Annotated in this window: 12 protein-coding genes and 1 tRNA gene; 12 read left to right on the top strand and 1 reads right to left on the bottom strand. The window is 40.4% G+C overall.

Features of this window, described 5'->3' with window-relative positions; all coding sequences use genetic code 11:
- The first annotated feature begins 152 nt into the window (after positions 1 to 152).
- The 12 genes from HT720_RS02215 (at position 153) to ftsY (ending at position 17932) form a co-directional block, all read left to right on the top strand.
- On the top strand, positions 153 to 1139 hold the full coding sequence (locus HT720_RS02215) for a GMP reductase (RefSeq protein WP_173217810.1): 987 nt from the start codon (positions 153 to 155) through the stop codon (positions 1137 to 1139).
- Between the two features lie 66 nt (positions 1140 to 1205).
- Positions 1206 to 1277: transfer RNA gene (locus HT720_RS02210), tRNA-Arg, on the top strand.
- A gap of 343 nt (positions 1278 to 1620) precedes the next feature.
- On the top strand, positions 1621 to 6069 hold the full coding sequence (locus HT720_RS02205) for an LPXTG cell wall anchor domain-containing protein (protein WP_173274567.1): 4449 nt from the start codon (positions 1621 to 1623) through the stop codon (positions 6067 to 6069).
- A gap of 320 nt (positions 6070 to 6389) precedes the next feature.
- The gene (locus tag HT720_RS02200; protein ID WP_112443765.1) at positions 6390 to 7721 is read left to right on the top strand and encodes a glycosyltransferase; all 1332 of its coding nucleotides are present in this window, start codon (positions 6390 to 6392) and stop codon (positions 7719 to 7721) included.
- Between the two features lies 1 nt (position 7722).
- Positions 7723 to 9078, top strand: a complete 1356-nt coding sequence (locus tag HT720_RS02195) for a sodium:solute symporter (RefSeq protein WP_173235084.1) — start codon at positions 7723 to 7725, stop codon at positions 9076 to 9078.
- The gene (locus HT720_RS02190) at positions 9062 to 9766 is read left to right on the top strand and encodes an acylneuraminate cytidylyltransferase family protein (RefSeq protein WP_173235086.1); all 705 of its coding nucleotides are present in this window, start codon (positions 9062 to 9064) and stop codon (positions 9764 to 9766) included. The genes HT720_RS02195 and HT720_RS02190 overlap by 17 nt, the downstream gene beginning before the upstream one ends.
- Positions 9763 to 10641: a glycosyltransferase family 52 gene (locus HT720_RS02185; RefSeq protein ID WP_112443762.1), complete on the top strand. Its 879-nt coding sequence runs from the start codon at positions 9763 to 9765 to the stop codon at positions 10639 to 10641. The genes HT720_RS02190 and HT720_RS02185 overlap by 4 nt, the downstream gene beginning before the upstream one ends.
- A 160-nt stretch (positions 10642 to 10801) precedes the next feature.
- Entirely contained in the window at positions 10802 to 11500 is a 699-nt protein-coding gene (rnc, locus tag HT720_RS02180) for a ribonuclease III (protein ID WP_125452135.1), read from the top strand.
- The gene (gene smc / locus HT720_RS02175; protein ID WP_173274566.1) at positions 11491 to 15030 is read left to right on the top strand and encodes a chromosome segregation protein SMC; all 3540 of its coding nucleotides are present in this window, start codon (positions 11491 to 11493) and stop codon (positions 15028 to 15030) included. The genes rnc and smc overlap by 10 nt, the downstream gene beginning before the upstream one ends.
- Positions 15027 to 15821, top strand: coding sequence for an HAD family hydrolase (locus HT720_RS02170; protein WP_173274565.1), 795 nt, complete (start codon positions 15027 to 15029; stop codon positions 15819 to 15821). Before smc ends, HT720_RS02170 begins: the two co-directional genes overlap by 4 nt.
- Complete coding sequence (locus HT720_RS02165; RefSeq protein WP_173274564.1) at positions 15821 to 16639, top strand: Cof-type HAD-IIB family hydrolase; 819 nt, start codon at positions 15821 to 15823, stop codon at positions 16637 to 16639. Before HT720_RS02170 ends, HT720_RS02165 begins: the two co-directional genes overlap by 1 nt.
- Before the next feature lie 3 nt (positions 16640 to 16642).
- Positions 16643 to 17932 carry a signal recognition particle-docking protein FtsY gene (ftsY, locus tag HT720_RS02160; protein WP_173274563.1) on the top strand — a complete coding sequence of 430 codons (1290 nt, stop codon included), beginning with the start codon at positions 16643 to 16645 and terminating at the stop codon, positions 17930 to 17932.
- A gap of 43 nt (positions 17933 to 17975) precedes the next feature.
- Here ftsY and zwf read toward each other — a convergent pair whose 3' ends face one another.
- Positions 17976 to 19463, bottom strand: coding sequence for a glucose-6-phosphate dehydrogenase (gene zwf / locus HT720_RS02155; RefSeq protein WP_173274562.1), 1488 nt, complete (start codon positions 19461 to 19463; stop codon positions 17976 to 17978).
- Positions 19464 to 19525: the final 62 nt, after the last annotated feature.

Here is a 19525-nt window from a genome sequence, read left to right as displayed (position 1 = left end):
TAACATAACTAAAACCCGAACGATATGTTTTTATTTATAAAAATATTTGACAAAAACTGTACTTTGGTTTATAATTAATTAAGGAAACGTCGGAAAAGGCGTAGTGATGCGAGAGCATAGGTAGGTCATTACAAAAGAAACGAGACATCGATATGTTAAATGAATTTCCAATTTTTGATTACGAAGATATTCAATTGATTCCAAATAAATGTGTGATTAAAAGCCGAGCAGAAGCGGATACAAGTGTCACTTTAGGAAATCACACCTTTAAACTACCTGTTGTGCCAGCTAATATGCAGACGATTTTGGATGAAAGTGTAGCAGAGCAATTGGCTAAAGGTGGGTACTTCTACATTATGCACCGTTTTGATGAGGCAGGACGTATTCCTTTTATTAAGCGCATGCATGAGCAAGGGCTCATTGCTTCTATCTCTGTCGGTGTTAAGGATTATGAGTATGATTTTGTCAGACAGCTCAAGGCTGATGCTCCTGAGTACATCACGATTGATATTGCCCATGGTCATGCGGATAGCGTGATTTCTATGATTCAACACATCAAGAAAGAATTGCCAGATACTTTTGTTATTGCTGGGAATGTGGGAACACCAGAAGCTGTGCGTGAATTGGAAAATGCTGGTGCGGATGCTACTAAGGTCGGAATTGGTCCTGGTAAGGTTTGTATCACCAAGGTTAAGACTGGTTTTGGTACAGGTGGTTGGCAGTTGGCTGCTCTACGCTGGTGTGCTAAGGCTGCACGTAAACCGATTATTGCTGATGGCGGAATTCGTACTCACGGCGATATTGCCAAGTCTATCCGATTCGGTGCCAGCATGGTTATGATTGGTTCCCTCTTTGCAGGACATATTGAAAGTCCAGGGAAAACGATTGAAGTCGATGGTGAACAGTTCAAAGAATATTATGGTTCAGCCTCACAATATCAAAAAGGTGCTTACAAAAATGTGGAAGGCAAACGCATCTTGCTTCCTGCCAAAGGTCATCTGCAAGACACTTTAACTGAGATGGAACAAGACCTTCAAAGTGCTATTTCATATGCAGGTGGACGTCAGGTTGCTGACCTTAAACACGTTGATTATGTTATCGTGAAAAACTCCATCTGGAATGGGGATGCTTCCCACTAAAACGGCCTATCTCACTAGAAAAAAACTTGTTATTAGAGCAAATTTCTGTTATAATAAAACAAGTTTCCACCCTTAGTGTAATGGATATCACGTAAGATTCCGGTTCTTGAGATGGGGGTTCGATTCCCTCAGGGTGGATGTAAATAGCTCAGGAGTCTGAGTACAAATAGAACAAATCATAAAACACATCATATCATGTCTAGTAAAAACCTTGATATGATGTGTTTTATTTTTTTATAATGCACAGATTTTCTAAATTCTTAACAATGCGATAAATGATTTAACAATCCTCTTTCTGATATTAGAAGTTAGTGGAAGTAATATACAGAAGAGATAAAATATTTTGTACGTCAAAGTTGTCTAATTATGAACAAAATGATATACTAAAATCAACAATTTAGATTTCTTTCTCAATAAGTTACTAGGTTGATATATATATATATATATATATATATATATATATATATGGAGGCTTGATATTTTGTCAAATAAAAAGGAAATTTTTTCCATTCGTAAATTAAAAAATGGTCGTTCAGACTCAGTAAAAATAGGTACTCTCGGACTCATTATGGGTGCTGCTATCGCTTTGTCTGTCAACACTCAGTCTGTAGAAGCTGCTATTATAGATAACGGAGATGGAACTACTACTATATCAAATAGTAAGGGTTCTATCACAGTAGATACAGCACATGTGAAATTTGAGAATACTGATTATGAGTATGATTATCCTTCAAAAGATTTTGATCCTAATCCAAAACCGAATGAAACAGGTATAGATAACATTACTAAAATAGGTAAGGTAGACTACAAATATGTATCAACTGATGGGACTGTTTTAGAAGAAGATAAAAATCAAGATGCAGGCTTTGAAAAACAAATTTCGGTAGATTATGAAGTATACGGACCATATGGAAAAGTCTTCAAATCATTAACAGGTAACGAAATTACCGATACTGATTTAACCAAGGCAAAAGAGCACGGTGCCGCAGGAAAAGATACTATTGAAAAAAATAATACTACCTATCATAAGATCGGGGATCCAGCTGTAGAAATTACAGGTGATGGAGGAGGGGTATACTCTGACTCTACTCTTGGAAATGTGACTGCAAAACTAACTTCTGAAGGTCTTGTTCAAAATGATGGGAAAATTAACCACAGTGGAGTTAAACCAGGAGGTCGTAGCTGGATTGTCGAAGAAACTGGCAAGGGGACTTACGGTAAATATGTATTAGCCGATACACCAGCCACTACATCTGATAAATGGCTAGAAGATACATTCAAGGCGGGAGAAGCCACAGCAAAAGATTATACTTCTACGAATATCGCTACAGATGGTGGTGTCAAGGAAGGTGATTATGTTTTCGTATTAGAAAAAAATACCTTTGTAACAGGTGAACGTAACAAACTGGGTTTTACCTATGTCGTGAATTTTCCTACAGCAAATAATATATCTACTCTTCATGAATTTTATGAGGCAATCAATGCTCACAAAGACAATCCCGATGACCTTAGTCATGAAGGAACTAGAACTTTTTTAAAAGGGTATTTAGCTTACATCAAAGAAAAAGGTTTGCAAAATACAGAAGGGAATATGAAAAGATACCTTGCGTTTTCATATCTCGGTCAACCTGGAGTCGAAGACTCAGACAAGGAAGATATCCTGGATTCCGAAAAGAGACCAGCTACTGCTACAATATTTGATCCCGATAAAGACATCATAGTTGGTAATGAATCTGGAGGTGACGAAGAAGATGGGTATGGACTCTACTTCAATCTAACCGTTAATGGCCCTGCTACTGAGAAGTATAACTATCGTACAGCCTATACACCCCTTCGTGCTTATCGTTTAGGTAGTGGTCATACTACTATCACCTACACCTATAGTCCTGAAGTAACGAGTAGATCTGAAAAGAAAGGCTCGGTTACCGTACATTATCAAACAGAAGATGGAACAACTCTTAAATCTTCATATAATGATACTGTTGATGCTGTAGTAGAAGTTGAAACAAAAACTTACTATCTTGATGCGAATAATCAAGAAGTAGTTGTCAGCACAAACAAAACTGCAGAGAACGTTCAATACAATACAAAAGAAAGCGATGCAGAAAAACCTCAAAGATTAGAAGCAAATGGTTCTGTTTATTATATAAAAGAGAGTGGAACAAAAACTACAGTAAATGGTGTAGCTACAACTTCAGCAATAGAAGAAGGAACTGTTGTAGAAGGAACAACAGAGGTCACTTATGTCTATGAAAAAGCAGGTTCAGTCATCGTTAACTACAAAACAGAAGATGGAACTCCACTTACAGGTACAGTAGTAGACGAAGATGGAGCTGGTAAAACTGTAGTTTCAGGTACGAAAGATGTTGATAATGGTAAACCAGGAGATCCGTACAACACTGCAGATAACGGAATGAAACCAACCCGTGTTAAAACTGCAGAAGGGAAAGTATACAAATTGGTTGAAGGTTCAACTGAAGGTGAAGAAACAGGTACAGTAGTAGCTGGAGAAACGAAAGAAGTAACATACGTTTATAAAGAAGTTACTGGCGACGTAGTCGTTCACTATGTTGACACAGAAGGTCACACAATCGCGGCTGATAAAGATGATCTTAAAGGTGCTTCTCTAAACGCTAAATACGACACAACTGACAACAAACCAGAAAAAATCACTGGAGAAGACGGAACTGTTTACTACATTACAAAAGCTGGTCTTAAAGACGGTTCTAAACCAGAAACTGGAGATATTGTTGAAGGTACAACAGAAGTCACTTATGTTTACGAAAAAGCTGGATCAGTCATCGTTAACTACGTTGATACAGAAGGCACTCCACTCCAAGGAACTAACGAAAATCAACAACCAGTGACTCAAACGGTTACGGATACTGATAATGCCAAAGCCGGTTCAGACTATGATACACAAGATCATAAACCAGCAAGCATTACTACAGCAGATGGTAAAGTTTATAAACTGGTTCCTCAACGTACGACAGGAAATGAAACAGGCAAGGTTGTTGCAGGGCAAACTCTTGAAGTAACTTATGTATATCAAGAAGCTAAAGGGAATGTAGTTGTTAAGTATGAAGATACTGAGGGTAATGTAATCGCTGCTGACGAACAAGATGAAACAGATGCTTCTCTAAACGTTAAATACGATACAGCTGACCACAAAAAAGATGAAATCACTAAAGATGGTGTTAAATATTACCTAACAGCTAAAGAATTGAAAGACGGTTCTAAACCAGCTACTGGAGACGTAGTAGAAGGAACAACTACAGTAACTTACGTTTACGAAAAAGCTGGATCAGTAATAGTTCATTATACAGATCAAGAAGGTAATCCAATATCAGGAACAGATCCAGAAGGAAATAATGTCCCTGAAACTAATAATGATACAACAGATGGCAGACCAGGAACTGACTATAACACTGCAGATAACGGAATGAAACCAGACCGTATTAAAACTGCAGAAGGAAAAGTATACGAACTAGTGCCTGATTCTACAATCGGAAATGAAACTGGTAAAGTAGTAGCCGGAGATACTGTAGAAGTAACATACGTTTATAAAGAAGTTAAAGGTAATGTTGTTGTTAAGTATGAAGATACTGAAGGTAACGTAATCGCTGAAAACGAAAAAGACGAAACAGATGCTTCTCTAAACGTTAAATACGATACAACTGACCACAAAAAAGCCGAAATCACTAAAGATGGTGTTAAATACTACCTAACAGCTAAAGCACTTAAAGACGGTTCTAAAGAAACTGGAGATGTTGTTGAAGGTACAACAGAAGTAACTTACGTTTACGAAAAAGCTGGATCAGTTCTTGTTCATTACGTTGATACAGAAGGCAATCCACTCCAAGGAACCAATGAAAATCAACAACCAGTGACTCAAACGGTTACGGATACTGATAGTGCCAAAGCAGGTTCAGACTATGATACACAAGATCATAAACCAACAAGTATTACTACAGCAGAAGGTAAAGTTTATAAACTGGTTCCTCAAAGTACTAGAGGAAATGAAACAGGCAAGGTTGTCGCAGGGCAAACTCTTGAAGTAACTTATGTATATCAAGAAGCTAAAGGAAATGTCATCGTTAAATTCCAAGATACAGAAGGCAATCCTATTGCGGATGATGAAAATGATGAAACAAACGCTTCTCTTAATACAAACTACAACACGTCAGAACATAAGAAAGCGACTATCGTAAAAGATGGTATCACTTACTATCTAACTGATAAAGCCCTAAAAGACGGCTCTAAACCAGAAGAAGGACCTGTTGTAGAAGGAACTACAGAAGTCACTTATGTTTATGAAAAAGCTGGATCAGTAATAGTTCATTACGTTGATACAGAAGGCAATCCACTCCAAGGAACCAATGAAAATCAACAACCAGTAACTCAAACAGTTACGGATACTGATAATGCCAAAGCCGGTTCAGACTACGATACACAAGATCATAAACCAACAAGTATTACTACAGCAGAAGGTAAAGTTTATAAACTGGTTCCTCAAAGTACTAGAGGAAATGAAACAGGCAAGGTTGTTGCAGGGCAAACTCTTGAAGTAACTTATGTATACATTCTGGAAAACGCCGTACCAGAGCCTAAGTCAGAGCCTAAACCAGAGCCTAAGCCGGAACCTAAGCCAGAGCCTAAGCCGGAACCTAAACCAGAGCCTAAGCCAGAACCTAAACCAGAGCCTAAGCCAGAACCTAAACCAGAGCCTAAGCCGGAACCTAAACCAGAACCTAATCCAGAGCCTAATCCAGAAAAATCAAATAGTATCCAGCCGGAATCAAAGAAATCAGAAGAAAAACTACCGAATACTGGTACAGAAAAAAATACGAACGTATCAACTATGGGATTACTAGCTATGGTAACAGGATTGGCATTAGGGTTATTTAAGAAAAAAGAAGAATCAGAATAACTCAATCTTTTGATTAGTTATTAGCTGAACTTATAATAACTAAATAGTGACTTCAATCAAATGTCTTAATTATTAAATTAAAATTGATGATTCTGAGCACTTCAAAAAACGCAATGTTAAAATTGAAAACATTGATTTACCAATCTTTTCCGGCTATGTATTTTGATGAACAGGTCGTTTTCAGAGGTGCTTTTGAATTATTGATTGATAAAAACTATTTTAGTGTCATTCTAGCTTCCACGATATGAGATGGAAAATCTTTTCTCCTTTTTGTGAGAGGAGATTTTTCAATTTTTATACTGAAAATAAGAGAGGGAAATATGTCAAGAATTATTACACTGCATTCTTTTACAAAAATACAGCGATATGGTTTTGAAAGTACCCAGTTTTATCGAGCGCGTATCGCAAGATATCTGGGAGTAGATTATCTCCATATTCTGACAAACCCACAAGTTAGACCTGACTGGAAGGTGGTTTTAAAAAAGCTAGGATTTTTAGAAAAAGAACTAATCTGTGTTCCTCATAGTTTTTCTGATATAGGACATGATTCCTTATCGGTTAAGCCTGAAACTCTCAATTTATCAGATAGTGATACGGTTGAACTCACTGCAGATGGTTTTGTCTCTTCTCTTACGTTAGGAGATGGCTCGGGTCGTTACTATTATACAAGTGGCCCTTTCCTTTTTGAAGATTTTAAGGCAAAAGAATTACGCTGGTTTCATAAAGATGGAAATCTAGCACTTGAAGGGCGTTTTATCAATCCATTCAAAGAACCTTCTCCTGTTTCTTTATTTTATCCTGAATATATTTTTCGAAAAGATGGAGTTATTTACTCTGAAGAAGATTTACTTGTCAAATTTTTGGTTGATATAGCTCAGGATACAGACTTAATTATTCGCGATCAACAAAGTATACCAAAGCCTAGTCTATGGAGATATATGGAAAACACGGGTAAGAATTACTATGAAGTGATTCATTCAAATGTTTTAATGAATATGTCACATGCTAATTTAAGGAAAAAAAATAAGTATCTTGTGGCTAGTGAGAAATTAACAGAATCATTACAAACAAAGGGCTATCATTCCACATTCTTAGCTCCTATGTTTTCAGAAAAGTTAGGAGAATTAAGACATATAGGCCCAATACGAGACTATTGCTTGGTGGGGCATATGGGGGAAATAAAAAATGTTGGACTAGTTATTGAAGCATTTATTGAGTTGTATAAAAAGGGTTCAAATGTTGAGATTACATTTTATGGTGGATCGGAAACAAGAATACAAGAACTTCGTAATCAGTATGATATCCCTCCCACAATTCATCTAAGAGGAGTGGTAGATAATGTTCCTTATAATCTACATCAATGCTATCTATCAGCCAGTTACACTGAATTGTTTGCAAATGCCTGTGTAGAAGCTTTGAGTCATGGCTTGCTAGCTTTGTTATCAGATGTGGACATTGCTCATCGTTTCTATGCAGAACAATCCAGTGCAATCACCTTATTTAGAACAAAGGAAGAGTTAATAGAAAAGATAGAAGAAATGGAACAAGTGGATTTTTGTAAATCAAATGCAGAAAATATCGCCCTAGCATCTCACTATTCACTAGAGACAGTAGCTCAAATATACCGAAAATTACTAGATAGGAATTTCTAGGATGTTGGGAATTCTAGCTATCCTATTGCTCTATTTCTGCTTGATTTCCTGGATTGCCTATCGGCAAAAAGGGAGTGAGGGGGACTATTATCAGGTTAAGAAAGCTGTTCCAGTGACAGTTTTGGGCTTCTCAGTCTTTGCCACCTTGCTCAGCCCCATTTCCTTTCTGACTCTGGTGGGGAATGCCTATACAGGTAGATTCTATCTCTGGTTTGCCCAGTGCGGGATTTTTCTAGCCATTCCACTAGCTCATCGCTATTTTCTGCCCCTCTATCAAAAGGGAAACTACGAGACAGCTTATCATCTTTTAGAGGACAAGTTTCAATCTCCTAGCATTCGTTCACTGGCTTCAGGACTCTTCATCCTCTATCAGTTGGGGCGAATAGCAGTGGTGACCTACTTGTTGTCTCAGGCCTTAGCGCCCTTTATCCCTCTCAATCAGCTGGTCTTGTCAGGTCTACTCCTTCTTTTGACGGTCTATTATCTGGCAAGGGGTGGTCTCTTGGTTGTGCTGTGGACGGACTTCTTTCAGGGCTTGGTCCTGCTGGCTATATTAGCTCTCTTTCTACCAAGAATTGCCCAATCTGGTTTAGTCATGAATAGCAGTCAACAGATATTTCACTTTGCAGAGACGCTGGATGGGAAGACGGTCTTGATCTTAGTTGTAGGAGCAGGTTTTAGTAGCTTGTTTTCCTACGTTTCCTCACAGGATATTGTCCAACGTTTTAATAGCAAAATGGGGCGCCAAAAGATTGGAAAAATCTTATGGCTACAGGGACTCTTGTCCTTTGGGATTGCCAGTTTACTGTATCTGATTGGTCGCTTGATTCGTCAGGAAAATTTTGCCACCACATCGCCCAATCCTGTTCTCATTGCCTATGTTCAGGAATGTCTATCACCTTGGTTTGGCAGTTTCATCATGCTAGCTCTCTTGACAGCAGGCCAATCCACAGTTTCATCCAGTATGAATGCAATTGTGACCTGCTTGAAGTTGGATTTTGCTTGGTCAAAGATTCGCTGGTCGCCAAGTATCCTATCCTTTGCCTTAGCAGGTTTGTCTTGGTTCCTCTGCCTCTTACTCATGAATGCAGAAATCTACTCCATCTACGAATGGATTAACGGCTTTATGGGGCTGACACTAGGCGTGATAGGTGGTTTGTATCTCTTGGTTTTACTCCTCAAAAGACCGAGTTTACAACTAGCCAAAATCTATCTGTTCTTTAGTTTAGGAGCCTTGTTTCTCTATTATTACAGTGGTTTATTTGCCAACCCCAATCCTTGGTTAAATAGCATCATCACTACCCTATCTGCCCTGTTTATCTCAATTCTAGGAAGACTATATGAAAGCACAATCTAAACCCATAGCCGTCATTTTGATCCGTTCGGGTTCACGCGGCTTAGTGGATAAAAATATCAAACCACTTGTAGGAAAACCTTTGGTTTTCTACACCATAGAAGTCGCTCTAGCCTCCAAGCTATTTAGTGATATCTGGGTTTCTTCAGACTCACTAGCCTATCTGGAACTTTGTCGTCAAGCCTATCCAGAGATTCGTTGTGTCCACAGACCAAAAGAATTGGCTTTGGCAACAACCTCTAGCTTAGAAAGCTTGCGAGACTTTTTACAGCCCTTTGAGGAAGAGCAGATCTTTGTGAATCTACAGGTGACCTCACCCTTGAGAGAGGTGGAGCACCTCGTCGAGTCCTATCACCTCTACTGTCAGTCTGGCGCCGACCATTTGATTTCCTGTGTTAAGGCGGACAAGAGTCGTAGTCTTTTCTTGCAGTTAGAGGAGTCACCTTTTATCCGTCCGCCTCAGGTGTCCAAGCACTATGCTCGGCAGAAAGAGCCTGTCTATTACTATCCCAACGGTAGTATCTGGATTTCTCGCAAGGATCGTTACCTACGAGATGAGACCTTTTACACAGATAAGACAGTAGCCTATGAAATGCCTAAACTCTATTCTTATGATATCGACGATGCCTTGGATTTTGAAGTCGTTGAGACCTTGCTACAACATCACCACCTAGGAGAATCAAAGAGATGAAACACCTCATCATTGCTACAACGCCCTTACAGGCTAAAATTGCCCATCATATCAAGGGATTTTATCCTGATCAGGACTTTGTCAGTCTTTATGTCAGTTCTGTCAAAAATGCCCGTCAGGAGCATTATGCTAAGGATTTTGACCATGTTTACTATCCTCAGAACGTAGAGGACTTGACTCAGATTTGTCAGGAACTGGCGGGAGACTATGACACTATCTTTTATGCTAGTTTTGACAATAGCTTGATTCTGGACTTGGTTGCTAGTTCCTCCTACCAGCATCTCATGAGTTTTGATGATGGCTATGCGGATATTTACCCCTTGGGCATGTATGCTTGCCCTCTCCATCCTAGTCAGGTAGGCTCTTTGGGCTTGACCAGAGATGACTTGATTGAGCGGACGGAAAAGCACTATACCCTCTATCGCAGTGACTACCATATCGTAGCTAGAGAAAAGCTTGTTTATCTGGAGCATTTTTTTGACCTGCCACAAGCACCCGTCTCAAATGGTAAGACGGTCAAGGTCCTGCTGGGACAAAAGTTCTCTGAGGAGGATGACCAAATCTCCATCCGTTTTATCAGTACCTATGCTAAGGCTTTGGCAATTGACCTCTATCTCCCCCATCCCAAGGAAACCTTCCATATTCCAGATGTAACTTACTTGGCTACAGATTTAATCTTTGAAGATGTCCTAGCCCATCTTTTTCAAGAATACGAGTTTGTTCAGGTCTACCATTTTACTTCATCAGTCAGTCTCCACTTACAAGACCTGCCTCATGTGACTATCATAGGCATTTCCCTCCCCTACTATGAGGCCCGTCAAAATGAATTACGCCGATTGGGTTGTCAGTTTGAAACGATTCCACTTGGCTGGTAACTTAAAGTAAATAACTTGCACCCCTTATTCTAATATTTTCCCATTTTAATAGTAGTCGATAAGTTCCCTTGGGTCACTTGTTTTCTCCCGTTTTAGAGTGACTCAGGAGGCTTTTTTTGATATAATAAAAAGGACTGTTATCAGTTAGAAAGAGGTTGGTATGAAAGAATTACAAACTGTACTAAAGAACCATTTTGCAATCGAATTTGTAGACAAAAACTTACTGGAGACTGCCTTTACTCATACGAGTTATGCCAATGAGCACCGCCTCTTAAAAATTTCACACAATGAGCGCTTGGAATTTTTAGGAGACGCTGTTCTACAGTTATTGATTTCAGAATATCTGTATAAAAAATATCCTAAAAAGCCTGAGGGTGATTTGTCTAAACTCCGTGCCATGATTGTTCGAGAGGAGAGTTTGGCTGGTTTTGCGCGTGATTGCCAGTTTGACCAATTTATAAAACTTGGTAAAGGAGAAGAAAAATCTGGTGGTCGCAATCGTGACACCATTCTTGGTGATGCCTTCGAAGCCTTTCTTGGTGCTCTCCTTTTGGACAAGGATGTGGCCAAGGTCAAGGAATTTATCTATCAAGTCATGATTCCTAAGGTTGAAGCAGGCGAATTTGAGATGATTACAGACTACAAAACCCATCTCCAAGAGTTACTTCAGGTCAATGGCGATGTGGCTATTCGTTATCAGGTGATTTCTGAAACGGGTCCTGCACACGATAAGGTCTTTGATGTAGAAGTTCTTGTCGAAGGTAAGAGCATTGGTCAAGGTCAAGGTCGTTCTAAGAAACTAGCAGAGCAGGAAGCTGCCAAAAATGCAGTTGAGAAAGGGCTGGATTCATGTATTTAAAGGAAATCGAAATTCAGGGATTTAAGTCTTTTGCTGACAAGACCAAGGTCGTTTTTGACCAAGGTGTGACGGCAGTCGTTGGACCCAATGGATCTGGAAAGTCCAATATTACAGAAAGTCTGCGTTGGGCCTTGGGGGAGTCAAGTGTTAAGAGCCTCCGTGGGGGCAAGATGCCGGATGTCATCTTTGCTGGAACAGAAAGTCGCAAACCGCTCAATTATGCTTCTGTAGTTGTGACTCTGGATAATCATGACGGATTTATCAAGGATGCAGGTCAAGAAATCAGGGTAGAACGCCATATCTACCGTAGCGGAGATAGCGAATACAAGATTGACGGCAAGAAAGTCCGTCTGCGTGATATTCATGACCTCTTTTTGGATACAGGTTTGGGACGAGACTCCTTCTCCATTATTTCCCAAGGGAAGGTTGAGGAGATTTTTAATTCCAAGCCTGAAGAACGCCGAGCTATTTTTGAAGAAGCTGCAGGTGTTTTGAAATACAAGACTCGCAGAAAAGAAACTGAGAGTAAACTGCAACAAACTCAGGATAATTTAGACCGCTTAGAGGACATTATCTACGAGTTGGATAATCAAATCAAACCTCTTGAGAAGCAAGCTGAGAATGCCCGTAAGTTTTTAGACTTGGAAGGTCAACGCAAGGCTATTTATTTAGACGTTCTGGTTGCTCAAATCAAGGAAAATAAGGCTGAACTAGAGTCTACAGAAGAAGAGTTGGCTCAGGTTCAGGAACTCTTGACGAGTTATTACCAAAAGCGTGAAAAATTAGAAGAAGAAAATCAGAATCTCAAGAAGCAACGCCAAGATTTACAGGCTGAAATGGCCAAAGACCAAGGCAGTTTGATGGATTTGACCAGTCTGATTAGTGATTTAGAGAGAAAATTAGCCCTATCGAAATTAGAATCTGAGCAAGTAGCCCTGAATCAACAGGAGGCACAAGCCCGTTTGGCTGCTTTGGAGGATAAGAGAAATGCTCTAAGTCAGGAAAAGGCTGAAAAAGAAAGCTCTTTAGCTCTCTTAGAAGAAAATCTAGTCCAAAATAATCAAAAACTCAATCGTTTAGAGGCTGAATTGCTAGCTTTTTCAGATGATCCTGATCAGATGATTGAGCTTTTACGTGAACGCTTTGTGGCGCTTTTACAAGAAGAAGCGGATGTCTCAAACCAGTTGACCCGTATCGAAAACGAGTTGGAAAATAGTCGTCAGCTTTCTCAAAAACAAGCAGATCAATTAGAAAAGCTGAAAGAGCAATTGGCTACAGCTAAAGAGAAGGCAAGTCAGCAAAAGGCTGAGCTTGAAACTGCCAAGGAGCAAGTTCAGAAATTATTGGCCGACTACCAAGTCTGTGCCAAGGAGCAAGAAGAGCAGAAAACTTCCTATCAAGTTCAACAAAGTCAACTCTTTGACCGTCTGGACAGTCTTAAAAACAAGCAGGCCAGAGCTCAAAGTTTGGAAAATATCCTGAGAAATCATAGTAACTTTTATGCAGGTGTCAAGAGTGTTCTCCAAGAAAAAGACTGCCTTGGTGGAATTATTGGGGCAGTTAGTGAGCACCTGACCTTTGATGTTCATTATCAAACTGCCCTAGAGATTGCGCTTGGAGCGAGTAGTCAGCATATTATTGTGGAAGATGAACATGCAGCAACTAGGGCAATTGATTTTCTTAAACGAAACAGATCTGGTCGTGCAACCTTCCTTCCTTTGACAACGATCAAGGCTCGTACGATTTCTAGTCAGAACCAAGATGTTATCGCTGCAAGCCCAGGTTTCCTTGGGATGGCAGATGAGCTGGTTATTTTTGATACTAGACTGGAAGCTATTTTCAAGAACTTGCTAGCTACGACGGCTATCTTTGATACCGTAGAACATGCTCGTGCAGCTGCTCGCCAGGTTCGTTATCAGGTTCGTATGGTAACACTGGATGGGACAGAATTGCGCACGGGTGGTTCCTATGCGGGTGGTGCTAATCGCCAGAATAACAGCATTTTTATCAAGCCAGAACTGGAGCAATTGCAAAAAGAAATTGCTGAAGAGGAAGCAAGCCTTCGTTCAGAAGAAGTGGCTTTGAAGACCTTGCAAGAGGAGATGGCTAGATTGACTGAATCATTAGAAGCCATCAAATCTCAGGGAGAACAGGCTCGTATCCAGGAGCAAGGCTTGTCCCTCGCTTATCAGCAGACCTGTCAACAAGTTGAAGAGCTAGAAACTCTTTGGAAACTCCAAGAAGAGGAATTAGATCGTCTTTCTGAGGGAGATTGGCAAGCAGATAAGGAAAAATGCCAAGAGCGTCTTACTACTATAGCCAGTGACAAGCAAAATCTGGAAGCTGAGATTGAAGAGATTAAGTCTAACAAAAACGCCATCCAAGAACGTTATCAAAACTTGCAGGAAGAGGTAGCGCAAGCTCGCTTGCTTAAGACAGAACTGCAAGGACAAAAACGCTATGAAGTAGCTGATATTGAGCGTTTAGGCAAAGAATTGGATAATTTAGATATCGAACAAGAGGAAATCCAGCGCCTTCTTCAAGAGAAGGTTGATAATCTGGAGAAAGTTGATACAGAATTGCTCAGTCAACAGGCCGAAGAAGCCAAAACTCAGAAAACAAACCTCCAACAAGGTTTGATTCGCAAGCAGTTTGAGTTGGATGATATTGAAGGTCAACTAGATGATATTGCTAGTCATTTGGATCAGGCTCGCCAGCAGAATGAGGAGTGGATTCGCAAGCAAACACGTGCTGAAGCTAAGAAAGAAAAGGTCAGCGAGCGCTTGCGCTATTTACAAAGTCAATTAACAGACCAGTATCAGATTAGCTATACTGAGGCTCTAGAAAAAGCACATGAGTTGGAAAATCTCAATCTGGCAGAGCAAGAAGTGCAGGATTTAGAGAAGGCTATTCGTTCACTGGGTCCTGTCAATATAGAAGCTATTGAACAGTACGAAGAAGTTCACAGCCGTCTGGATTTCCTAAATAGCCAACGAGATGATATTTTGTCAGCGAAAAACCTGCTCCTTGAGACCATTACAGAGATGAATGATGAGGTCAAGGAACGCTTTAAATCAACTTTTGAAGCTATTCGTGAGTCCTTTAAAGTGACCTTCAAACAGATGTTTGGCGGAGGTCAGGCAGACTTGATATTGACTGAGGGCGACCTTTTAACAGCTGGTGTGGAGATTTCTGTTCAACCTCCAGGTAAGAAAATCCAGTCGCTTAACCTCATGAGTGGTGGGGAAAAAGCCCTGTCGGCTCTTGCCTTGCTCTTCTCCATTATCCGTGTCAAGACCATTCCATTTGTTATTTTGGATGAGGTGGAAGCTGCGCTGGATGAAGCCAATGTAAAACGTTTTGGGGATTACCTCAATCGATTTGATAAGGATAGCCAGTTTATCGTCGTAACCCACCGTAAGGGAACCATGGCAGCGGCTGATTCCATCTATGGAGTGACTATGCAAGAATCAGGTGTCTCAAAAATTGTTTCGGTTAAGTTAAAAGATTTAGAAAGTATTGAAGGATGACAATTAAACTAGTAGCAACGGATATGGACGGAACTTTTCTAGATGGAAACGGGCGCTTTGATATGGACCGCCTCAAGTCTCTCTTGGTTTCCTACAAGGAAAAAGGGATTTACTTTGCGGTAGCTTCAGGGCGCGGATTTCTGTCTCTAGAAAAATTATTTGCTGATGTTCGTGATGACATTATTTTCATCGCGGAAAATGGCAGTCTGGTAGAATATCAAGGTCAGGACTTGTATGAAGCGACCATGTCTCGTGAGTTTTATCTATCAACTTTTGAAAGGCTGAAAACTTCACCTTATGTAGATATCAATAAACTGCTCTTGACGGGTAAAAAGGGAGCTTATGTTCTAGATACGGTTGATGAGACCTATTTGAAAGTGAGTCAGCACTATAATGAAAATATCCAAAAAGTAGCGAGTTTGGAAGATATCACAGATGATATTTTCAAATTTACAACCAACTTTACAGAAGAAACTCTTGAAGCTGGGGAGGCTTGGGTAAACGAAAACGTGCCTGGTGTTAAGGCCATGACAACTGGCTTTGAATCCATTGATATCGTGCTGGACTATGTCGATAAGGGAGTGGCCATTGTTGAATTGGCTAAAAAACTTGGCATCACAATGGATCAGGTTATGGCTTTTGGAGACAATCTAAATGACTTGCATATGATGCAGGTTGTGGGACATCCTGTAGCTCCTGAAAATGCACGACCTGAAATTTTAGAATTAGCAGAGACTGTGATTGGTCACCATAAGGACCAGTCGGTTATAGCTTATATGGAGGGCTTATAATGGCAGATATAAAATTGATCGCATTGGACTTGGACGGGACCTTGCTGACTACTGATAAAAAGCTGACGGATCGTACCAAGGCAACCTTGAAAGCTGCGCGTGAGCGTGGTATCAAGGTCGTATTGACAACTGGTCGTCCCCTAAAAGCTATGAATTTCTTTCTCCATGAGCTAGGGACTGACGGCCACGAGGATGAGTATACGATTACCTTTAATGGAGGTTTAGTTCAGAAAAATACAGGTGAAATCCTTGATAAGACAGTCTTTTCATATGATGATGTAGCACGCTTGTATGAAGAAACAGAGAAATTATCACTGCCTCTTGATGCCATCTCAGAAGGAACTGTTTATCAAATCCAATCGGACCAAGAAAGTCTTTATGCCAAATTTAATCCAGCATTGACCTTTGTTCCAGTTGACTTTGAAGACTTATCTAGTCAAATGACTTATAATAAATGCGTGACTGCCTTTGCTCAAGAACCCTTGGATGCAGCTATTCAGAAGATTTCTCCAGAATTGTTTGACCAATATGAAATCTTTAAATCACGTGAAATGTTGTTAGAGTGGTCACCAAAGAATGTTCATAAAGCAACAGGTTTGGCAAAACTAATCAGCCATCTAGGAATCGACCAAAGCCAAGTGATGGCCTGTGGTGATGAGGCCAATGACCTCTCTATGATTGAATGGGCAGGTCTTGGTGTTGCCATGCAAAACGCTGTTCCTGAAGTAAAGGCAGCCGCAAATGTAGTGACGCCGATGACCAACGATGAGGAAGCTGTCGCCTGGGCTATCGAAGAATATGTGCTAAAGGAGAACTAAGATATGGGATTATTTGACCGTCTATTCGGAAAAAAAGAAGAACCTAAAATCGAAGAAGTGGTAAAAGAAGCTCTGGAAAATCTTGATTTGTCTGAAGATACTGAGCCAGCCTTAACAGAAGCTGAGGAAGTTTCTCAGGAAGAAGCAGAGGTTGAAAGTTCTGAACAAGCTGTGTTTGAAGAAGAGGAAATCCAAGACACAGTTGAAGAAAGTCAGGATTCAGAGCCAACTGTAGTAGTTTCTCAAGAAGAAGTCGAAGAATTGCCAAACTCAGAAAAAGTCTCAGTGGAAGAGAATCCTGAGCACCTAGAGACTGTAGAAGAAAATAATTCTGAAGTTCTTGAAGCAGAAACTCCTCAAGAAGAAGAAACTGTTCAGGAAAAATATGACCGTAGTCTTAAGAAAACTCGCACAGGTTTCGGTGCTCGCTTGAATGCCTTCTTTGCTAACTTCCGCTCTGTTGATGAAGAATTCTTCGAGGAACTGGAAGAATTACTGATCATGAGTGACGTTGGTGTACAGGTCGCTTCTAACTTAACAGAGGAGTTACGCTACGAAGCCAAGCTTGAAAACGCCAAGAAACCAGATGTACTTCGCCGTGTCATTATTGAGAAGTTGGTTGAGCTTTATGAAAAGGATGGCAACTATGATGAAAGTATCCACTTCCAAGATGGCTTGACTGTCATGCTCTTCGTCGGTGTGAATGGTGTTGGGAAAACAACTTCTATCGGGAAACTAGCCCACCGCTACAAACAAGCTGGCAAGAAAGTCATGCTGGTCGCGGCAGATACCTTCCGTGCAGGAGCAGTAGCCCAGCTTGCTGAATGGGGCCGTCGTGTGGACGTTCCAGTTGTGACTGGACCTGAAAAAGCTGATCCAGCCAGTGTGGTCTTTGATGGTATGGAACGTGCTGTGGCTGAAGGTATCGATATTCTTATGATTGATACTGCTGGTCGTCTGCAAAACAAGGATAACCTTATGGCTGAGTTGGAAAAGATTGGTCGTATCATCAAACGTGTTGTGCCAGAAGCACCCCATGAAACCTTCCTAGCATTAGATGCTTCAACAGGTCAAAACGCTCTTGTACAGGCCAAAGAATTTTCAAAAATAACGCCATTAACTGGAATTGTCTTGACTAAGATTGATGGAACTGCTCGAGGTGGGGTGGTTCTAGCCATCCGTGAAGAACTCAATATTCCTGTAAAATTGATTGGTTTTGGTGAAAAAATCGATGATATTGGAGAATTTAACTCAGAAAACTTTATGAAGGGTCTCTTGGAAGGCTTAATCTAATTAGAAGAAAAATCCTGCAAGGCACAAACTTGCAGGAAATTTTTTATTCTAAACGACCATCTTGACGATAGGCGATATCTGGTTGCCAAGTCCATTTGGCATCGAATTTTTCAAGTAAATCAAAGCTTGCTTGAGGTCCCATGCTTCCAGCTTTATAGTCATGAAGTGGGGCACCATTTTCGGCCCAGAGCTCTTCGATACGGTCAATCAACTTCCATGACGCCCCAACTTCATCCCAGTGGCTAAAGTTAGTTGAGTTGTTGTTTAGGACATCATAAATCAATTTTTCGTATGGTTCTGGAGAGGCACCAGTTGCGGTCGCATCTGTACGGTAATCAAGTGAGTTAGGAGCCAAGTTAAATTCTTCTCCTACCTGCTTCCCATTTAGGCTAAGAGAGAAGCCTTCTGTTGGTTGGATATAGATGGTCAAAATGTTTGGAGCAAGTGGTTCTCCAAAGATAGAGTCCATTTGTTTAAAGACGATGTTGACATGAGTTCCTTTTTCAGTCAGACGTTTACCAGTACGGAAGAAGAAAGGAACACCACGGAATCGATCGCTGTCTACAAAGAAAGCACCAGATGCAAAGGTTTCAGTTGTAGATTCTGGATTTACATTTGGCTCGCTACGATAAGAGATGTATTTCATGCCATCAATCTTACCAGAACGGTATTGACCACGGATAAAGTATTCTTTAAGTTCTTCATCAGTTGGATGATAGAGGTTTTTAAAGACCTTAATCTTTTCAGCACGGATCTCATCTTTTGTGAAGCTTGCTGGCTTGTCCATGGCAAGGAGAGAAAGCAGTTGCAAAGTGTGGTTTTGTACCATGTCACGGAGGGCACCAGATTGGTCATAGTAGCCACCACGTTCTTCTACACCCAAGCGCTCTGCAAAGGTAATTTGAACATTATCGATAAAGTCCTTGTTCCAAACGTTTTCAAAAATCAAGTTTGCAAAGCGAACTGCAAAGATGCTTTGGATCATTTCCTTACCAAGATAATGGTCGATACGGAAAATTTGCTCTTCGTCAAATGTTGCCAGGAGTTCATCATTCAACTTGCTTGCAGTTGCGTAATCTGTACCAAATGGTTTTTCAACGATTAAGCGCTCAAAACCTTTTCCATCTACGATATTTTCAGACTTGAGGTGTTTGGCAATGGTTCCAAAGAACTGAGGTGCCATAGACAAGAAGAAGAGCTTGTTGTGTTCAGCTTGGTACTTGTCATTTAGTTCAGCCTGCAATTGACGTAAAGCAATGTAGTGTTCCGTATCATTGACATCATGACTTTGATAGTAGAAGTGGCTAGCGAACTCTTGAGCCTGTTCGGTACTATCTGCCAAATCAAGGATGGATTCGACTACAACAGATTCAAAATATTCCTTGCTCCAAGGACGACGGGCAGTTCCAATAACTGCAAAGTGCTTGGAAAGATTGCCGGATTTATATAGTCTAAATAGGGAAGGGTAGAGCTTGCGTTTAGCCAGGTCTCCACTCGCACCGAAAATTGTAACAATAACCTTAGATGACATCTAGCTACCTAATTTCTATTTTTATTCCTAGTCTTGCTAGGTATGAGGAAACCTCATTTCAT

This window comes from Streptococcus sp. 68 (assembly GCF_013277415.1).
Lineage (GTDB): Bacteria > Bacillota > Bacilli > Lactobacillales > Streptococcaceae > Streptococcus.
The sequence above is the reverse complement of the archived record's forward strand: the minus strand, read 5'-3'. Positions and strand labels throughout refer to the sequence as shown.

Bases quoted from the DNA above. Each gene is read 5' to 3' on its own strand.
- HT720_RS02200 (WP_112443765.1), top strand. From the start codon at position 6,390: ATGTCAAGAATTATTACACTGCATTCTTTTACAAAAATACAGCGATAT.
- ftsY (WP_173274563.1), top strand. From the start codon at position 16,643: ATGGGATTATTTGACCGTCTATTCGGAAAAAAAGAAGAACCTAAAATC.
- HT720_RS02195 (WP_173235084.1), top strand. From the start codon at position 7,723: ATGTTGGGAATTCTAGCTATCCTATTGCTCTATTTCTGCTTGATTTCC.
- zwf (WP_173274562.1), bottom strand. From the start codon at position 19,463: ATGTCATCTAAGGTTATTGTTACAATTTTCGGTGCGAGTGGAGACCTG.
- HT720_RS02215 (WP_173217810.1), top strand. From the start codon at position 153: ATGTTAAATGAATTTCCAATTTTTGATTACGAAGATATTCAATTGATT.
- HT720_RS02170 (WP_173274565.1), top strand. From the start codon at position 15,027: ATGACAATTAAACTAGTAGCAACGGATATGGACGGAACTTTTCTAGAT.
- smc (WP_173274566.1), top strand. From the start codon at position 11,491: ATGTATTTAAAGGAAATCGAAATTCAGGGATTTAAGTCTTTTGCTGAC.
- HT720_RS02190 (WP_173235086.1), top strand. From the start codon at position 9,062: ATGAAAGCACAATCTAAACCCATAGCCGTCATTTTGATCCGTTCGGGT.
- rnc (WP_125452135.1), top strand. From the start codon at position 10,802: ATGAAAGAATTACAAACTGTACTAAAGAACCATTTTGCAATCGAATTT.
- HT720_RS02185 (WP_112443762.1), top strand. From the start codon at position 9,763: ATGAAACACCTCATCATTGCTACAACGCCCTTACAGGCTAAAATTGCC.
- HT720_RS02165 (WP_173274564.1), top strand. From the start codon at position 15,821: ATGGCAGATATAAAATTGATCGCATTGGACTTGGACGGGACCTTGCTG.